13 protein-coding genes are annotated in these 18,245 nt (G+C 38.1%); 6 read left to right on the forward strand and 7 right to left on the reverse strand.

Features of this window, described 5'->3' with window-relative positions; all coding sequences use genetic code 11:
• The first annotated feature begins 68 nt into the window (after nt 1-68).
• Nucleotides 69-1,004, forward strand: a complete 936-nt coding sequence (locus NU09_RS12205; protein ID WP_129751576.1) for a type IX secretion system membrane protein PorP/SprF — start codon at nt 69-71, stop codon at nt 1,002-1,004.
• A 324-nt stretch (nt 1,005-1,328) separates the two neighbouring features.
• On the opposite strand, the gene NU09_RS12210 is transcribed toward NU09_RS12205, so the two are convergent.
• The 7 genes from NU09_RS12210 to NU09_RS12240 form a co-directional block, all read right to left on the reverse strand.
• Complete coding sequence (locus NU09_RS12210; protein WP_129751577.1) at nt 1,329-1,796, reverse strand: hypothetical protein; 468 nt, start codon at nt 1,794-1,796, stop codon at nt 1,329-1,331.
• An 84-nt stretch (nt 1,797-1,880) separates the two neighbouring features.
• Nucleotides 1,881-2,837: a glycoside hydrolase family 5 protein gene (locus tag NU09_RS12215; protein WP_129751578.1), complete on the reverse strand. Its 957-nt coding sequence runs from the start codon at nt 2,835-2,837 to the stop codon at nt 1,881-1,883.
• A 2-nt stretch (nt 2,838-2,839) separates the two neighbouring features.
• Entirely contained in the window at nt 2,840-4,078 is a 1,239-nt protein-coding gene (locus NU09_RS12220) for a glycoside hydrolase family 27 protein (protein WP_129751579.1), read from the reverse strand.
• Between the two features lie 118 nt (nt 4,079-4,196).
• Nucleotides 4,197-5,231, reverse strand: coding sequence for a hypothetical protein (locus tag NU09_RS12225; RefSeq protein ID WP_129751580.1), 1,035 nt, complete (start codon nt 5,229-5,231; stop codon nt 4,197-4,199).
• A 17-nt stretch (nt 5,232-5,248) separates the two neighbouring features.
• Nucleotides 5,249-6,811, reverse strand: a complete 1,563-nt coding sequence (locus tag NU09_RS12230; RefSeq protein ID WP_129751581.1) for a RagB/SusD family nutrient uptake outer membrane protein — start codon at nt 6,809-6,811, stop codon at nt 5,249-5,251.
• A 10-nt stretch (nt 6,812-6,821) separates the two neighbouring features.
• On the reverse strand, nt 6,822-9,995 hold the full coding sequence (locus NU09_RS12235; protein WP_129751582.1) for a SusC/RagA family TonB-linked outer membrane protein: 3,174 nt from the start codon (nt 9,993-9,995) through the stop codon (nt 6,822-6,824).
• Nucleotides 9,996-10,270: 275 nt separating this feature from the next.
• Nucleotides 10,271-11,146 (reverse strand): AraC family transcriptional regulator, encoded by an 876-nt coding sequence (locus NU09_RS12240; protein WP_129751583.1) that lies wholly within the window; start codon nt 11,144-11,146, stop codon nt 10,271-10,273.
• Nucleotides 11,147-11,336: 190 nt separating this feature from the next.
• On the opposite strand from NU09_RS12240, the gene NU09_RS12245 reads away from it, so the two are divergent.
• From NU09_RS12245 to NU09_RS12265, 5 genes are all read left to right on the forward strand, one after another.
• A complete protein-coding gene (locus tag NU09_RS12245) occupies nt 11,337-12,515 on the forward strand; it encodes a glycoside hydrolase family 26 protein (protein WP_129751584.1) in 1,179 nt (392 codons plus the stop codon).
• A 30-nt stretch (nt 12,516-12,545) separates the two neighbouring features.
• A complete protein-coding gene (locus tag NU09_RS12250; protein ID WP_129751585.1) occupies nt 12,546-14,471 on the forward strand; it encodes a sodium:solute symporter family protein in 1,926 nt (641 codons plus the stop codon).
• Between the two features lie 34 nt (nt 14,472-14,505).
• Nucleotides 14,506-15,702 carry a glycosidase gene (locus NU09_RS12255; protein WP_242501875.1) on the forward strand — a complete coding sequence of 399 codons (1,197 nt, stop codon included), beginning with the start codon at nt 14,506-14,508 and terminating at the stop codon, nt 15,700-15,702.
• Nucleotides 15,702-16,874, forward strand: coding sequence for an AGE family epimerase/isomerase (locus tag NU09_RS12260; protein ID WP_129751586.1), 1,173 nt, complete (start codon nt 15,702-15,704; stop codon nt 16,872-16,874). Before NU09_RS12255 ends, NU09_RS12260 begins: the two co-directional genes overlap by 1 nt.
• A 140-nt stretch (nt 16,875-17,014) precedes the next feature.
• Entirely contained in the window at nt 17,015-18,241 is a 1,227-nt protein-coding gene (locus NU09_RS12265; RefSeq protein WP_129751587.1) for a glycoside hydrolase family 26 protein, read from the forward strand.
• The last annotated feature ends 4 nt before the right edge of the window (nt 18,242-18,245 follow it).

The raw sequence follows: 18,245 nt of genomic DNA on the forward strand, positions 1-18,245 counted from the left end.
TTAATAAAAGCCACGGCCGCTTAGCCGGCTGTGGTTTTAATTATCATAACAGGCCAAAAACTCAAAAAATGAAAAAAACATTTCTCCTATTATTATTGCTAACAGCATCTTTTTTACGTGCTCAGGAGTTAACCATACCAACATTTACACAATATCTTGCAGATAACCCTTTTATAATTTCTCCTGCTTATGCGGGTATTGGGGATTATGTTAAGATTAGGGCAAACGGCCTTACCCAATGGGTAGGTATTAAGGATGCGCCCGACATGCAGTCGTTAGCTGCAGACATGAGGATAGCCGATGATACAGGTATAGGATTGTTTTTATATAACGATAAGAATGGTAATACACGTCAGTATGGTGGTAAGGTATCTTTTGCGCACCACATTATTCTTGACAAGTATAGTAACCAGTTCCTGTCGTTTGGTATCTCTTACAACCTTAACCAGTTTAAGGTGGATATAGAGAATATTGAAACACCCGATCCGTCTATAAGCAATAACAGGTATGTGGTTAATCACAACTTTGATGTTGCTGTTTTATACAGGATAGGCCAGTTTTATTTTAATGCTACAGGTAGTAACTTACTTAATAAAAGCCTTGATGTTTTTGCTATAAACGAGCCGAACAGATTAAGGAACTATCAGTTTTATACCGGATATACCTTTAAGGGTAGTGGTAACTTAGAAGTTGAGCCTTCAAGCTTTATTCAGTATTTTGAAAGTGACGGAAGGTCTACAACAGATATTAACCTTAAGTTTCGCTATATGGATGGTGAAAATTATTACTGGATAGGGGGTAACTACCGTTTTCTTAACGACCAGATGGGTAATCCTATTAATATAGGGCCTATGGCGGGGTTAAAAGTTTCGAATTTTTATTTTGCGTACTCTTATCAGTTAACAACAAATGAGTTGTTGGCTTATAACAGCGGTACACACATGATAACTATTGGTCTGGATATCTTCCAGGGCGTTAGTAACTGTCCTTGTACATGGCATTAATCCTGCATCTGTTTAATGTTAGTTTGAGGAAAAACTAAAAAGCTAAAAAGAAAAAGAAAAAAGGAGTCTTAATGTTTCACTAAAAAAACTACGATTATGTACCAGGTTTTATGTTATTCGTTTGGAGCTTTCTTTTTAATGGCGTCAGGAAAACTAATTCTGGCGGGAATCGACAGAGACAGTGTAAGATTTAGGAGCATAGGTGTTTGTAACTTATGCATTTCCATAATCCTGCTTTTTGTGGGGGCCTGCTTCCTTCGCTAAAAAATTACTAAACAAAAAAAGCTCACCAAGTGGTGAGCTTTTTTTGTTTTATTAAGAGAATTATCCTTTCTTATAAATAAAAAGACCATCCTGTTCAAGGTCAATATAAAGTTTGCCTTCTTTCATGTAAACTTCAACAAAATCCTCTGTGTCGTCAGAATATATAATCTTAAGCTTTTGCTTTTCATTTTCGTTAACCAGAGTATAAACTCCGGTTACTTCCTCTCCCGGTATGTATTGCTGTATATTGTTTCCGGTTATTATCATTTTCATTTCCTTAAGCATAGTTATCGTTGGGGCTATACTTACTTTGGCTTGCTCTAAAGCTTCTGCAGGAGTCTGGCTTTTTATTGCTTCAGAAAACTCAACATCTCCTTTTATAAGATCAAAGTATATGCCTTCGGTTTCAAGAAGATCCAATGCAACAACATTCCATGTTCCCTGTAAGTCCTTGTCAGTCAGTTTTTGTGCGAAACTAATCGTTGTAGTCATGCAGAATGCAAGACATAAATAAATTAATTTTTTCATCAGTTATTGGTTTTTTGCGAAGATAAAACAAAAAATCCTGCTAAAAGCAGGATTTTTAAATTACAAAACTAACTCAAACTAAATCTATGATTTATTCAATGATTTTAAATAATCTCTTGTTATTACACCGCTTTCTTTGAGGTCATCTTTCTTCCAGTTTCCTGTAGAAGAGGCAGTCTTTTTTAGTACACTGCAGGTTTCATCCTTATCGGACACCGACCATGTTATCCAGCTAAGTCCGCGGCTTTCCATCCAGTCAATCCATCGTTGCCATTCCTCATAATCAAGAGGACCGTCTCCGGTTGCTTCCATTCCTGCACATTCTGAAATAAATACAGGTAATCCGGCCTCAATTGCCTTGTCGGTACGGTCACGTAGTTCCTGCTTGTGTGTAGCGGCATAAAAATGTACTGTATACATAATATTTTTAAATCCGGTGATAGGGTCCTGAGCGGGTAAGTGAATATCCTGATCCCAGTGCGGACAGCCTACCAGTATAATATTATCAGGATCATTTTTTCGTATAACCTTAATTATTTCTTCGCTGTATGCTTTTACTTCCGGCCATGTCTCTTCATCAGGTTCATTAAATACCTCATAAATAACATTGGGGCTGTCTCCATATTTTTTAGACATCTTGTCAAAAAACAGCTTGGCTTCTTTAAGGTTTATATTGTGGCTATGCCAGTCTATAATAACATAAATATCAGTAGCTATGGCCCCTTCAACAACAGCCATTATTTTTTGTTCAGAATCCTGAGGGTTTTGAAGATAAGTGTTGTTGCCTATCTCTATACCCATTGCTGCTCTAACGATGTTTACATTCCAGTCATCTTTAAGCCATTGTACCGCTTCCTTATTATAAAAGCGCGGCCAAAAGCTATGCCACCCGAAGCTCATGCCCCGAAGCATAACATGCTCACTGTTTTGGTCAACAAGTTTTGTTCCTTCAACACTTAGTTGCCCATGTTTGCTTACCTGTGCAAAAGTAGCCGAGTAGAGTAGGAGTGTGGCTATAATATGTTTTAAGCGGTGTTTCATTTTTATTTTTTAGAAAGTCTTAATACAACAATATCATGCGGAGCTATTTTGCTTTTGTAAGCTTTTTTAGTATTTCCTGCTTTTTTATTATTCCATACATCCTGGACATTATAAGTAATGGTGTTGAATGAAGTCTCTTTGTTGAATTCTTCATCTTTTATGCTGTGGTCTTTCCAGTTAAAGTCAATTGATTTTTCTTCTTCGCTTCTGTTAAGAAAAGCCACAGCCCAATCACCGTTTTCCAATGGTTTTACCCATGTTTCAAGTCTGTTATTTTCGTTATATCTAAACCCTTGTATTCCCAGTTTATCCTGATTAATGGCAATCATAGCTTTGTTGGTAAGGATATTAAGGGTTTCTTCGCTCATTTTTCTAAAATCGTTGCCTGCAATAAGCGGAGAAGCCACCATACACCACATGCTGAAATGAGATTTGTCTTCAGTATCATTCATTTCATTACCTACTTCCATCATGTCAAAGTCGTTCCAGTGGTCAGGACCCGAATATTTTCGGATGCCTTTTCTCATGTCAATTATCTTCATAAATCCCCATGACGACCAGTTTTCAGGGTGCTTAAACTCACAATCAAAACAAGGATAGATGTCGCCAGATATTCTCCACATATTTCCTAATGGTTCTGCCCATTCCCAAGGTTGGTTGTCTCCCCATTCACAAAGGCTGAAAAGGATTGGCCTGCCTGCAGTTTTAAGGGCATTGCTCATTGTTGTATAAGCTTCTTTAGCGGTAATGCCTTCTGTATTACACCAGTCGTATTTTAAGAAATCGATACCCAGCGCAGCATAAAAGCGGGCATCCTGATATTCATAGCCTCTTGTCCCGGGATAACCAGCACAGGTTTTAGTGCCTGCACAATTATATAATCCAAATTTTAGGCCTTTAGAGTGTACATAATCTATTAAGGATTTCATTCCGCTAGGGAATTTTTTAGGATCGGGAACTAAGTTGCCGTTTGCATCTCTTTCACGCGTCATCCAGCCATCATCCAGTACTATGTAAGTATATCCGGCATCTTTCATGCCTGATGCTACCATAATATCGGCAGTTTGTTTTACCAGGTCTTCATTTATATCGGTTGCAAAAGTGTTCCATGAATTCCATCCCATAGGAGGGGTCATGGCCAGTCCTTCAAATTTTGAAGGTTCCAGTTTATGGTTATTTCCCTGTGAAAATGCCGATAGGGATAATATTAAGCTTAAAAGGCTATAAAAGATTTTTTTCATTATGTTTTTTTATTGTGCAGGTGTTATGGGGGAACTTAAAAATAATTAAAACATTCCCCGATCCAAAATCAGGGAATGTTTCACAAAAAACAAAATCACAATGTATAAGTGTAGGGGATTAATCTACGGTGAATCCTATATTGTCAAAGTAATAGTTATGGGTTGCTCCAGTAAATTCCTGGAACGAAATATTCTGTAAGGCTTCAGGCATTCCGCCCAGTTCTTCCCATGTATAGCGGTATTCTTTCCAGTCAGAAGTAGTAGTGAATGCAAAGTTTGCATCACCCCAGTTAGCACCGTTAAAAATAAGCACCAGTTTTCCCGGATCGTCAGAACGAACTGAAAATCGTATTCCTGTGTATTGAGATATCTGATCATCCCATGCCCAGTTACCCTGAATATTATCCCATCCTGAAATTTCTTTCTTGATGAAAGTAACACCCTGATATGCTTTTGCAGGATCAGTTATATATTCGTGGTTGTTCCATTCTTCTATAGTCCACGGGTCATAAAATGCATCGTCATAAATAGCAGTACCTACAGCTGTTCCCCAGGTGTCTGATCCCGATATGGTTTCAACCTCAATATATTTGTGTTGAGAACCGGCAGGCAGTTTAATAGCTACTTCCGTTAAAGATGTGGAAACGATTTCTGCCTCTACACCACCTACAGTTACTACAGGGTCAAGGAAATAGTTTCCTAAAAGGGTTACCACTTCGCCATCTGCTGCATTAACAGGCTGGAAACTTCTCAGTTCCGGTGCCGGTGGTGCCACAATAAACGGGTATACTGCTGTGCCATATTTAGTGACGATTTTTAACTCATTTGATGCATCTGCATAAGGAGTGTCTTTGTCTATCGTAACAAAAATGGTGTTCTCAGTAACTAAGGTTGGGTTAAAATAAGTATCAGTGTCATTAAAATATACTTTTTGTAATGTACTGAATCCTACACCCTGTATTGCATACATGTTGTTAGCATAACCTACTTCAAGTGGCTCCAGATTTTCGTCGGCAGAAAGGGCTATACTGTTAATTTCAGGGGCAGATGTACTTGCAGACGAATCATCATCACTACAGGATACAATCCCCAGGGATACTACCGTAAAAACGGTAAGTAAACCCATTAGTTTTTTTAATTTAAAAGTTTTCATATACTGAATTTTTAAAATTAGTCAAAGTTATAAGGTACCGGAGGCTCACCTAATTTAGGATTCTTGTCTAAATCGATAGTTGGGTAAGGCAGTATAAAGAAGTCTCCCGACGGGATTGGCACGAAGTTAGGATTGTCTACAAAGCCTCTGTCCTGATTACTTATTATATCTGCTGCTTTAGATAATGGTAATCTTCCAAGGTCATACCAGTAATCTCCCTCAAAAGCCAATTCGATTCTTCTTTCATGGAAAAGTTCATCAAAAGTGAATGAAGTTACAGATGGTAAACCGGCCCTGTTTCTTACTTTGTTATAAGAATCAAGAGCAGCAGCATCTGAAGTGCTTTCAGCACCTCCTAAAATTGCCTCTGCATGTATAAGTAATACTTCAGCATAACGCATGATATAAGTGTTGTTTTCCATCATACCCCAGTTGTCAAACGGACCTGCAGCACCGCCGCCTTTACCTACAACGTATTTTTTGATACCCGAACCTGTACCCTGTGCATCAATATCATCAGGAACAGTTAATCCGGGACCATCGGCAGTTGTAATGTTAGGGTAGAAATCCCCAGGTAACATAACTGTTTCCTTACGTCTTAAATCCCCGTCTTCAAATGAGGCTAACAGGTCCATAGAAGGGGCAAATACACCTCCGTAAGTAGCCTGATTTATGTAAGGGGAATAACCAAACTGAGTGTTACAGTTGCTGGCAGTACCGTAGTTTCCGGTAACTTTCCACTGTAGTGCAAAAATAGATTCTTCATTATTGTTGTTAGCTGTAAGGAACAGGTCTCCAAAAGAGTAGGAAGGAAGTTCCTCACCTCCATAAAGTTTAAACTCACCGCTGTTTATTACTTCTTCAGCAAGTTGTCTTGCTTCATTATATTCTCCCTGATATAAGTGCGCCTTAGCAAGCATTGCTTTGGCAGAACCTTTAGATACCCTTCCGTTATCGGCATAATTAGAGCTTCTTATTTTTTCAGGAAGCATATTTATTGCAGCATTGTATTCTAATTCAATAAACTGATAAATATCTTCTACAGGGTTTGTAGGTATTTGAGGGTTTTCAACGTTATCCAGGTTGTTTTCTACAATTGGCACCGGTCCCCATAGCCTAACAAGGTAAAAGTAAGCCGTAGCTCTCATAAAGTGCGCTTCGCCAATTGCAACATCCACTACTTCCGGATCTACTTCCGGACCTACTCTTTCCGGCAGAAGGCTAATAAGCATATTGGCTTGTGCTATAGTAGCCCATAGACCTTTCCATGCATTAACCATTTCTACGTCGGTACCGGAAATTGTAAGTGTTCTTAAACTGTTAACGTCGCTTGATCCTGTGTAGCTGTTACCCGATCCAACTTCACCAATTGCAAAGAAAGCCTTGTTGTGAAAGTTAAACCATGTTTTGCTGTACATTGCATTAGTACTGTTTCTTACCTGGTCATTAGAACTAAAGTAATTTTCGAGTGTAATGCTGTCCTGCGGTTCGCGTATAAGGAAGTCATCACTGCATGAGTTAAGCGACATCACTCCTAAAGCGAAAACTGCGACTGCTATTGATTTTATATTTTTTTTCATGAGCTAATTTTTAGAATTCAACATTTAATCCCATAGTGAATGAACGTGGCGAAGGGTAGCGTCCGTTATCTACTCCTGTTAAAAGTGCATTCTGGTTAAAAGAACCTACTTCAGGATCATATCCCTTATACTTTGTAAAGGTGTGCAGGTTTTGAACACCTCCATAAATTCTCAGTTTTGTAATACTTACTTTTGATGTAATATCAGATGGTAAAGTATAACCTAACGTAATGTTTTGGATTCTTAAGTAAGAACCGTCTTCAACATACCTGTCAGAAATTAAAAGATTACTGTGGCCAAGGTTACTTACCGGCCTGGGCAGGCTTGCATTAGGATTGTCTACCGTCCAGTAATCAGCAGCTTCAGCTAGCTGGTTTTGATATAGGTTGGTGTTTAGGGTACCGGTTCTTCCTGTAAGATTAAGAATGTCGTTGCCCTGAGAACCCTGTAGGAAAATAGAAAGGTCTATACCTTTATACCTGAAGTTGTTTGTAAAACCATAAGTAAAATCAGGGTAAGGATTACCTATAAAAGTTCTGTCATCATCGTTTATTACTCCGTCATCATTTAAGTCGGCGTATAATACATCTCCTAATTGAGATTGTACCGGGTCTCCGTTGTAAATGCCAATTAACGGCGCATTGTCAAGTTGATCCTGGTCTCTGATGATCCCTAATGTCTGATATCCGTAAAACTGTCCCATTGGCTGTCCTACAACAGTATTTGTAGCGGTAACAGTAGTATAATCATTAGTGTTTACTTCCTGCATTAGTACAAGTCCGTCGTTTAGGGATACTACCTTATTTCTGTTTCTTGAGAAAATAAGGGTAGAGTTCCATGAAAAATCTTTTGAAGGATCTGTTTTGTATGAAAGGGTAAGGTCTATACCTTTATTTTGTATCTCACCAAGATTTACATAAGGAGGGTCTATACCACCTTCCCAGTTAGGGCCGCCTGTAAGGTAATAAGGTAGAGGGAGCGTAGTAAGGAAGTCTTCCGATCTTTTGTTGTAGAATTCTACTGTAGCACTAAGTCTATTGCTAAATAGCGTAAAATCTATACCTAAGTTGGTTTGTTTAGAAGTTTCCCATGTTACATTAGGGTTTGCCATATTAGTAAACAGAGTACCTGTTCCTAATCCTGTACCAATAAAGCTAAGGTTAGCACCATACCTGTTATTACCTATCTGTTGGTTACCCACTTCACCATAACCGGCTCTAAATCTAATATTGTCTATATATTTTTTAGTTCCTTCCATGAAGCCTTCGTTTGAAAGTGTCCATGAACCTGAAACTGCAGGGAAGTATCCCCATTGTTTTTTAGTTACAGGGTCAAATTTAGAAGAACCATCAGCCCTTATTGAACCCTGAATGCTATAACGATCGTCAAAAGTATAAATAGCCCTGCCAAAATATGAGTTAAGAGCCTGGCTGCCTTTATAGTCGTTTACAGTGCTTTGAGAAGCATCGGCAACACTTATAGTGTGTACATCATTACTCAGGAAACCTGTAGCATAAGCATACATACCATCCCAGGTAGACTCATTAGCCTCCTGTCCGGCAAGCACTGTTACATCATGTTTGCCTGCAAAAGTGTTTCTGTAAGTAAGAAGGTTTTTTACGTTCCATGAGTACCAGTTTTGGCGTCTTTTGTTTAAGTCGGCAAACTCATTGCCAAAAGAACCCCACTGATATGTTGGAAGAAACTCGTCGTTTTCGCTAAACTCTGTATTGGCACCAAGTTCAAACCTGTAACTAAGGCCTTTAAATAAAGATATTTCAGCATAAACATTTCCTAAGAAATTTTTACGAACCAGTTCGTTAGATTTTGTTAGAGCTAGGGCCACAGGGTTTATGTAAGCAACACCCTGGTTGTTTGCCGGAGCACCGGCATAAGAACCATCAAGATTTCTTACTGCTAAATCAGGAGCCTGAAGTAGTGAAGTACTTACAATACCGTTTTGCTGACCATTTAAGGTAATGTCTTCGTTGGTAATTGAACCTGTTACATAAGCACCTACCTTTAACCATTTTTTTACTTTAGTGTCAACATTAGACTTAAATGTATAACGCTTAAACTGAGATCCGATTACTGTACCAAGTTGGTCTGTATAACCTCCTGATATATAGTAATTGGTGTCGTCTTTACCACCTGAAAAAGCTAACTGATGGTTTTTAAGTATACCTGTCTGGTAAATTTCTTCCTGCCAGTTAGTACCAGATCCTAATAACTCAGGATGTGCAAATTCAGGTCTTAATTCCTGTCCGTACAAAGCGGCAAGTTCATTTTGCTGGCGGGCATATTGCTGAAGATCCATTACATCAAGTAATTTAGCCTGTTCCTGGAACGAAACATAACTGTCGTATGTTAGTTTTCCTGTACCTTTTTTACCTGATTTAGTAGTGATTATTACAACACCATTGGCACCTCTTGCGCCATAAATGGCTGTTGCAGAGGCATCTTTAAGGATGTCCATCGACTCGATGTCATTAGGGTTTAGCATAGCAAGCGGACTCACTGTGTTATTACCCTGTGATGTAAAATCGCCACCTGCTATAGGTCTTCCGCTCATAGCGTTTCCTGTAGCATCTCCCGAAACTGGTACACCGTCTATAATATATAAAGGTTCGTTTGTTCCTGAAAGTGATGTATTACCCCTAATACGTATAGAGGTTGAACTACCCGGCTGTCCTGAGTTGTTTGTAACAACAACCCCCGAAGCCTTACCCTGCATCATTTGGTCTATACTTACCTGTGTTAAGTCGGCAACATCAGTAGCCTTTATTTTTGAAACGGAACCGTTAACTTCCTGTCTTTTTTGACTTCCATAACCAATTAATACTATTTCGTCAAGAGTTTGTGCATTTTCTTCAAGGGTAACATTTACTACCTCTCTTCCGTTTATTTCAATTTCCTGATTTCCATACCCGATAAAACTGAAAACCAGCACAGCATCACTTGGAGCATTAATGCTGTATTGTCCGTCTTCATTTGTAGATACACCGGTTCCTGCACCTTTTATAGTAACGTTAGCACCAGGTATACCCATGCCTGTATTGTCTATTACCGTGCCGGTAACAGTTGTTTGCGCCTGTAAGGCACTAAAAGAACACAACAAAAGCAAATACAGTAATGCATTGCCTCGCTGGAGCCATTTAGTAAAATAGAATAATTTAATCCCCATAATTGATTTGTGTTAGGTTAGTTACTAATTTCTGAATAAATAAACACTTTATTTTTACTTTCGGTAATTTTAGAGTTTATTTATTGATAAAAACAAATTTATGGGAGATGTTAAGTGTTTGTTAATATTATTTTATCATTTAATGATAATATTTTCTCTAACGTTTGCGTAAATAGTATACCGTAAAAACAGAAAGTGGTTTTTAAGAATAATTAAATCATTTTAAATCAATTATTTACTCTCTTCTTGAGTGTTTGTTTTATATAGGCTTTATTTTATAAAAATCGTTTCATTCCGTAAAATTCATCTCTGTACTGGCTTGGTGTTGTGTTTTTTACGCTTTTAAAAATGCGATTAAAGTTGGCAATGTTATTAAAGCCTGATTTAAATGCAATTTCAGATACACTGAGGTCTTTTTCTACCAGCCATCTTGCGGCATAACCTACACGAATATCATTTAAGTAGTTGACAAAGGTTTTTCCGGTTCTTTTCTTGATAAAACGGTTAAATGATACAGGACTCATACTTGCTATATCTGACACGTCATCAAGAGTTATTTTACCCGAAAAGTTTTTTTGTATATAGTCATATACCAGTTTCATCTTATCGTCATCCTCAAAGGTGTCGTAGTTAACGGTATAGGTAGAAAGTAGTTTCTGGTTTCTGGAATTGGCCATGTCGTGCAATACGGATATAATCTCTAAAAAATAATCCATTCCGTCAAGTTTAGATATGTGTACCAGTCTGTTAGCTAATTCTTCGCCTGTTTTTTTTGAGAAGAGTATACCGTGATTAGCTCTGTTAAACATGTCTTTTATAGGCATCATTATTCTCTTGGAAAGTAACGATTCACTAAACAGGTCATTGTGAAACTGTATGGTTATTTCGTGTATGTTTTTGCTTTTACAGTTATGCATCTCCCACCCATGATACAGGTTAGGTCCTACCAATACCAATTCTACATCCTCTATCTCCTCTATATGGTCACCCACAATTCTTTTTACACCTTTCGCATTTAGAATAAAGTTAATTTCGTACTCGGGATGATAGTGAATGGGGAAGTCAAAATTGTCTTTTATCCTGTCAAAAACCAGGAAACTGTCCCCTTTAGAAAGCGGTGTTATTTCTCTGTGAAATTTTTGATTGTTCATATCTGTAATTTTATTTGCAATTATATGATATAATATTGATAAAATAATATTAACTTAAATTTAAGACTAAAATTATCTTTGGCATTATCAAAAAAGTGTATTTAAAATTACACTTTGTGAAATAATAAGGTGAAGAATTTAAGAATTTATCAAGCGTAACAGGTTCTTCGCAAACCAACTACAAAATTAAATGAGAAACAAATTACCAATACTGCTGTTAGCTTTTGCTGTGGTTTCCTGTGGAAAATCAGATAAAACGCAGGAGTCGGAAAATAGCGATACAAATCTTAAGGATGTACATCTTTTAGCCGACAAACAGGCCACAAAAGAAACCGCTGTACTATATAACAATCTGTTTAATCTAAGGGAAGAAGGATATATGTTCGGTCATCAGGATGACCTTGCATATGGGGTAGAATGGAAGTATGAAGAGGGACGCAGTGATGTTAAAGATGTTACCGGAGATTATCCTGCAGTGTACGGCTGGGATATAGGCAGACTGGAGAATAATGCTGAGAAAAACCTTGACGGAGTGCCTTTTGAAAAAATGAAAGAGTTTATTAAACAGGTTTATGACAGAGGGGGTGTAAATACCATTAGCTGGCATATGAATAACCCGCTTAGTGGCGGCGATTCCTGGGATAACCCGCAGGGAACGGTTGCCTCTATACTTCCTGGAGGTGAAAAGCATGAGATTTTTAAAGGATGGCTGGATAACGCTGCTTTATTTTTCCTTTCCTTAAAAGGAAGTGACGGTAAGCAGATACCTGTACTATATAGGCCTTATCATGAATTTACGGGCAACTGGTTTTGGTGGTGCAAAAATACTACCACTCCACAGCAGTTTAAGGAACTATGGAAGTTTACGGTAAACTATTTTGAAGAGAAAGGTGTACATAATCTTATATATGTATACAATACTTCGGATGCTAATGTAAATACTCAGGAAGATTTTATGGAATATTATCCCGGAGATGAGTATGTGGATATGATGAGTTTTGATGCTTACCAGATGGGCGAAGGGCCTAAGCTTGAGGAATACAGCAAAAAAGTAAACCGTCTTTTAACTGTTGTGCAAAAAACAGCTGATGAACACGGAAAGCTTACTGCACTTGCAGAGACCGGTTATGAGGCTATTCCGTATGAAAAATGGTGGACAGAAACGCTTACAAATGCTGTGGGTAAAAACAAGATATCTTATGTCCTGGTGTGGAGAAACCACGGATGGAACGAGCATATGGATCCGCCAAGAATGCATTATTATGCGCCCTATAGCGGACATTCTTATAAGGAGGATTTTATTCAATACTATAAGGATAGGAATACGCTTTTTCAAAGCGATGTAACAAAAGAAAAATTATATCAATAAGACATATACTGCTTTTGCAGCTGCTATAATATGAGATTAACAGCCATAGATTTAACGATAATTGCACTTTATTTTATAATGATGATCGTGATAGGGATTGTCATGAAAAACCGCGCCAAGAAAAGCAAAGACAGCTATCTTATGGGAGGAAAAAAACTTCCGTGGTACATGTTGGGGTTAAGCGATGCCAGCGATATGTTTGATATAAGCGGAACAATGCTATTGGTAAGTATGGCATTCCTGTATGGTTTTAAAAGTGTTTGGATACCATGGATGTGGCCGGTATTTAATCAGGTTTTCTTAATGGTCTTTTTAAGTAAATGGCTTAGAAGAAGTAATGCTACAACCGGAGCAGAATGGCTAAGTACCCGTTTTGGGCTATCAGATAAAGGAGTTAAGCAAAGTCATGCGGTAGTAGTGGTTTTTGCACTTATGCTTTGTGTGGGCTATATGGCTTATGCTTTTGTGGGAGTAGGGGAGTTTTTGGAAATATTTATTCCTTATGAAAGTGTAAAGGAAGTATTTCCGTTTCTTGATCAGCATGTAGATGCTTTTCAGGCAGGGACACCGGCTTATGAAACAGCATTGTATGAAGCGAAAGATCTTACCGCTAAGTTTTACGGAGTAAGTATATGTCTTGTTGCTACATTCTACAGTATTGTAGGCGGTATGCACGGTATAGTGCTCGCTGACTTTATAAAATATATGATCATGATAGTTTGTTCCCTGTTTGTAGGGACTATAGCCATGATTCATTTGGCAGACTCGGGTATAGTAATAGCGGATAAAATGCCGGTAGGGTGGGACAGCCCTATGTTTGGATGGGAGCTTGGCCTTGACTGGCAAAACATATTGACCGATGCGCAGGTAAAGCTTGAAAAGGATGGGTATAAGCTGTTCTCGGCAGTAGTAGGAATGATGTTTTTTTCCGGAGTGCTGAAAAGCCTTGCCGGTCCTGCACCTAATTACGATTGCCAAAAGATATTAAGTACAAAATCGCCGGAAGAAGCCAGCAAAATGAGTGGTTTTATTTCGATAATACTACTTCCTATACGTTATTTTATGACAATGGGGCTATGCATACTGGGCGTGCTGTATTTTAAGGATTTGGCATTAAGCCACAGTGCAGACGGAGTAAACTTTGAAAGTATTATGCCTGCAGTTATTAATAAGTATTTGCCTGTAGGTCTTGTAGGTCTTGTACTGGCAGGATTCCTTGGGGCATTTATGAGTAACTTTTCAGGAACATTAAATGCGGGACAGGCTTATCTGGTAAATGATATTTATCTTAAATTCCTAAAGCCGAATGCCGATAGAAAGCAGATAATTAGTATGAGTTACCTTTCAGGTACTATAATGGTAATCCTGGGAGTTGGTTTAGGGCTTCTTATTAAAGATGTTAATATGATCTTTAATATAATAACAGCGGGCCTTTATGGTGGGTTTGTATGCGCAAACGTGCTTAAGTGGTACTGGTGGCGCTTTAATGCGAACGGATTCTTTTGGGGAATGCTGGCAGGTATTATTGCCAGTGCTATACCTCCGGCTTTATCAGTAAGCGGTATTACCGATTATTTTGACGGTACCCGAATGCTGTATTATTTCCCTGTGTTTATTATAATACAATTTGTGGCATGCGTACTGGGTTCATACTCGGCACCTCCTACCAATCAGGAAACGCTTATAAATTTCTATAAAACAGTAAGGCCGTGGGGCTTTTGGAAACCGGTTAGGGAAGCAGCACAGGTACAGGATCCTTCGGTTACAGAAAACAAAAACTTTGGTATTAACATGGTTAATGTGGCTATGGGTATTACCGGCCAGATACTGCTAACATTACTTCCTATGTACTTTATACTTAGCAAATGGACAGGTTTTGCCATTGTACTTGCACTGATGCTGATTATAGTACTGATTATGAAAAAGACATGGTGGAGCAGGCTTACAGATTATTAATAACTAAAACTCAGAATTTAATATAAATTAATATATGGCTAGCGAGATGATAACAAACAACCAGGTTAGAATACCTAACTATGAAACCCTGGTTAAAAAGCATCAGGAACTGATTGAAAGGAAAAATACTCCGGTTGAAGAAACCAATGGTATTTATTCAAGATATAAAAATCCGGTAGTTACAGCAGCACATACTCCTATAGAGTGGAGGTATGACCTTAATGCGGCAACCAACCCTTATGGTATGGAGCGTATAGGTATGAATGCTGCCTTTAATGCCGGAGCTATGAAATGGAAAGGTAAATACGTGCTTGCCGTTCGTACAGAAGGTGTAGACAGAAAGTCGTTTTTTGCTATAGCAGAGAGCCCTAACGGGGTGGATAACTTTAAGTTTTGGGAAAAACCATGTGTCATTCCTCAATTGGAAAATCATGATACAAACGTATATGATATGAGGCTTGTGGAGCATGAGGACGGATGGGTATACGGTATTTTTTGTACTGAAAGAAAAGATCCTAATGCATCAAAAGGAGATACAAGCGCAGCAGTTGCCAATGCAGGTATTGTAAGGTCTAAAGACCTTATAAACTGGGAAAGATTACCAGATCTTGTTTCAAATACTGGCCAACAACGTAATGTTGTGCTTCACCCTGAGTTTGTGAACGGAAAATATGCTTTATATACACGTCCGCAGGATGGTTTTATTGATGTAGGAAGCGGAGGCGGAATAGGCCTTGGTTTTGTGGATGATATGACTAACCCTGTTGTTCAGGATGAAAGGATTATTTGCGGTAAGGTGTATCATACAATTTATGAGCTTAAAAACGGTCTTGGGCCTGCACCGATAAAAACGTCTAAAGGATGGCTGCACATGGCTCATGGTGTTCGTAATACGGCAGCCGGGCTTCGCTATACATTGTATATGTTCATGACTGATCTTAATGATATTTCTAAGGTAACCCATCAGCCGGCAGGCCATTTTATGGGGCCTGAGGGAGAGGAAAGAGTGGGTGATGTATCTAATGTATTGTTTTCTAACGGCTGGATTGCAGATGAGGACGGTACTGTTTATATTTACTATGCTTCTTCGGATACCCGTATGCATGTTGCCGTATCTACTGTAGATAAACTCGTGGATTATGTAATGAATACACCGGAAGATACTTTTACATCTTCAGGATCGGTAAATACAATAATCAGACAGGTAGAAAACAACAAAAAGTTTTTGTAATGGATTTAAAATCGCAAATGCGTGATGAGCTGCTTTCAATTCTTGACTATTGGAGTAAAAATACAATAGACAATAACAATGGCGGTTTCATTGGGACGATTGACCATAACGAAATAAAACACTATAACGACCCGAAAGGATCTGTATTAAATGCCCGTATTTTATGGGCATTTTCTGCATCCTATCCAATTACCAAAAATGAGGAGAACCTGCAAATTGCTGAAAGGGCTTTTAATTACATAGTCCAATATTTTTATGACAGGGAGCATGGTGGTATTTTTTGGAGCCTTAATAGCGACGGCTCGCCAAACGATACCAAAAACCAGATTTATGCCTTAGCATTTACAATATACGGACTGTCTGAATTTTATGCTGCATCAGGAAATACTCAGGCTTTGGAAATGGCTGTAGCTCTTTATAAAAAAATAGAAGAGTATAGTTTTGACCCTGTGCATAAAGGTTATTTTGAAGCCTTTACAAGAGACTGGCAACCTATTGATGATCTTCGCCTAAGTGATAAGGATGCTAACGAGAAGAAGACCATGAACACGCACCTTCATATAGTAGAGGCTTATGCTAACCTTTACAGGGTTTGGAAAGATGAGGGTCTTAAAAACACAATCCGGGAATTACTTATAACCATTGATAAGTATTTTATTGATACAGAGAGTAAACATCTTAGGCTGTTCTTTAATGAAGAATGGATGGAAAAAGAAGATGTTGTTTCTTATGGGCATGATATTGAGGCAGCATGGCTATTACAATGGTGTGCCGAGGCAATTGGGGATGAAAACCTTACTGCTATTTATAAGAAGCATGCTCTACTATTAACCGAAGGTGCGCTGGAAGGATTAGATAAAGATGGTGGTTTGTGGTATGAGTTTGATATACATAAAAACCAAATGATTGAGGAAAAACACTGGTGGCCACAATCGGAACTATGGATTGGCCTTGTAAATTCATGGCAGCTTACCGGAGATAAAAAATATCTTGACCTGACCCAAAAGAACTGGGAATTTGTTCAGGAACATATACTGGATAAAGAAAATGGTGAATGGGTTTGGGGTGTAAATAAAGATTACTTACTTATAGAAAAAGACAAGGCAGGTTTTTGGAAATGTCCTTACCACAACTCAAGGGCATGTATTGAGCTTATAAAAAGGTTACCCTGATTGAAGGAATAGTATACCTTTTTGACAAAAAACAAGTAGCTCGAAAACGTTTGAAATCTTAATTTTCAAAAATATAACATACTGGAAAAACACTTGCACTTTAGCCGCTAAAAAGCAACTGTTTTGTAAACGAAGCTACTATGAAATTTACCTATAGATTAATATCGGTAACGGTATTTTTGACATGCCTTTTATTTGTTGCCTGTTCTGATGATGATAAGCAGACTGTCACAGAAGACCCAATTGTTGAACCACATGAAGAACTTACTGCTGAGAATGTCCGCAACTTTATGGCAGATCCTAACGCGACTGATGAAACGGTAGCATTGTTTTATAATCTTTATAATTTATCTAAAACCAAATATCTTGTTGGTCAGCAGGATGCCTATACCGGTTTTTATAATGATGATATAGGCGATTCTGATATGAAGAAAGCTACCGGTAGTGATCCGGCGTTACTTGGCTCAGACTTTATGTTCATTACAGATGACCTGAATAATGAACAGCCTGAAAACTGGTTCTATCAGCAGGAAGTGCTTATAACAGATAATGTTAAGCAGGCATATAGTAAAGGAATGGTTAATATTTTTTGCTGGCACTTTAGGGAACCCTTTGAAGGGGAAAGTTTCTATGCCAGCGATATGACCGATTTTCAGAAATATAATGCATTGCCAAGTATATTGCCCGGAGGAGTAAACCATGATTATTATAAAGGGAAGTTGGATAAGATTGCAGATGTTCTTGCTAACCTTAAAGATAATAACAATAAACTTATACCTGTTATTTTCAGGCCGTTTCATGAGTTTGACGGTAACTGGTTTTGGTGGGGAAGTACTTATTGTACGCCAAACGAATATCAGGAATTATGGCGTTTTACAGTTGAATATTTAAGAGATATAAAGCAGGTACATAATGTTCTTTATGCTTTTTCTCCCGATAATTCCTATTCAACTTCAACGCAGTATCTAAGCCGTTATCCCGGAGATAGCTATGTGGATATATTAGGTATGGATAATTATGGTGATTTTAATAACCAGGGAGAATCGGGTGCTACAGCAGCTAATAATAAACTTAAAATGATTTCTGATTTGGCAATTTTAAAAAATAAGATTGCAGCTCTTACAGAAACCGGATATCAGATAAACACATTAAACAGTCCTATTGACCACTTCTTTTCTGGTTATATTTACAGCGCATTGACTGATAGCAATGTGAAAGTTGCTTTTGTAATGTTTTGGGCAAATTCACAAAACGAATATTATGTTCCGCCTTCAGGGCAGCAGGATACTCAGGATTTCGTAACTTTTGCCAATAAAACGGAAAGTGTATTGCAAAGTAACATTCCGGATATGTATAATCTACCATAATAAT

The sequence above is a fragment of the Flavobacterium beibuense genome (genome assembly GCF_004151245.1).
GTDB classification, from domain to species: domain Bacteria; phylum Bacteroidota; class Bacteroidia; order Flavobacteriales; family Flavobacteriaceae; genus Flavobacterium; species Flavobacterium beibuense_A.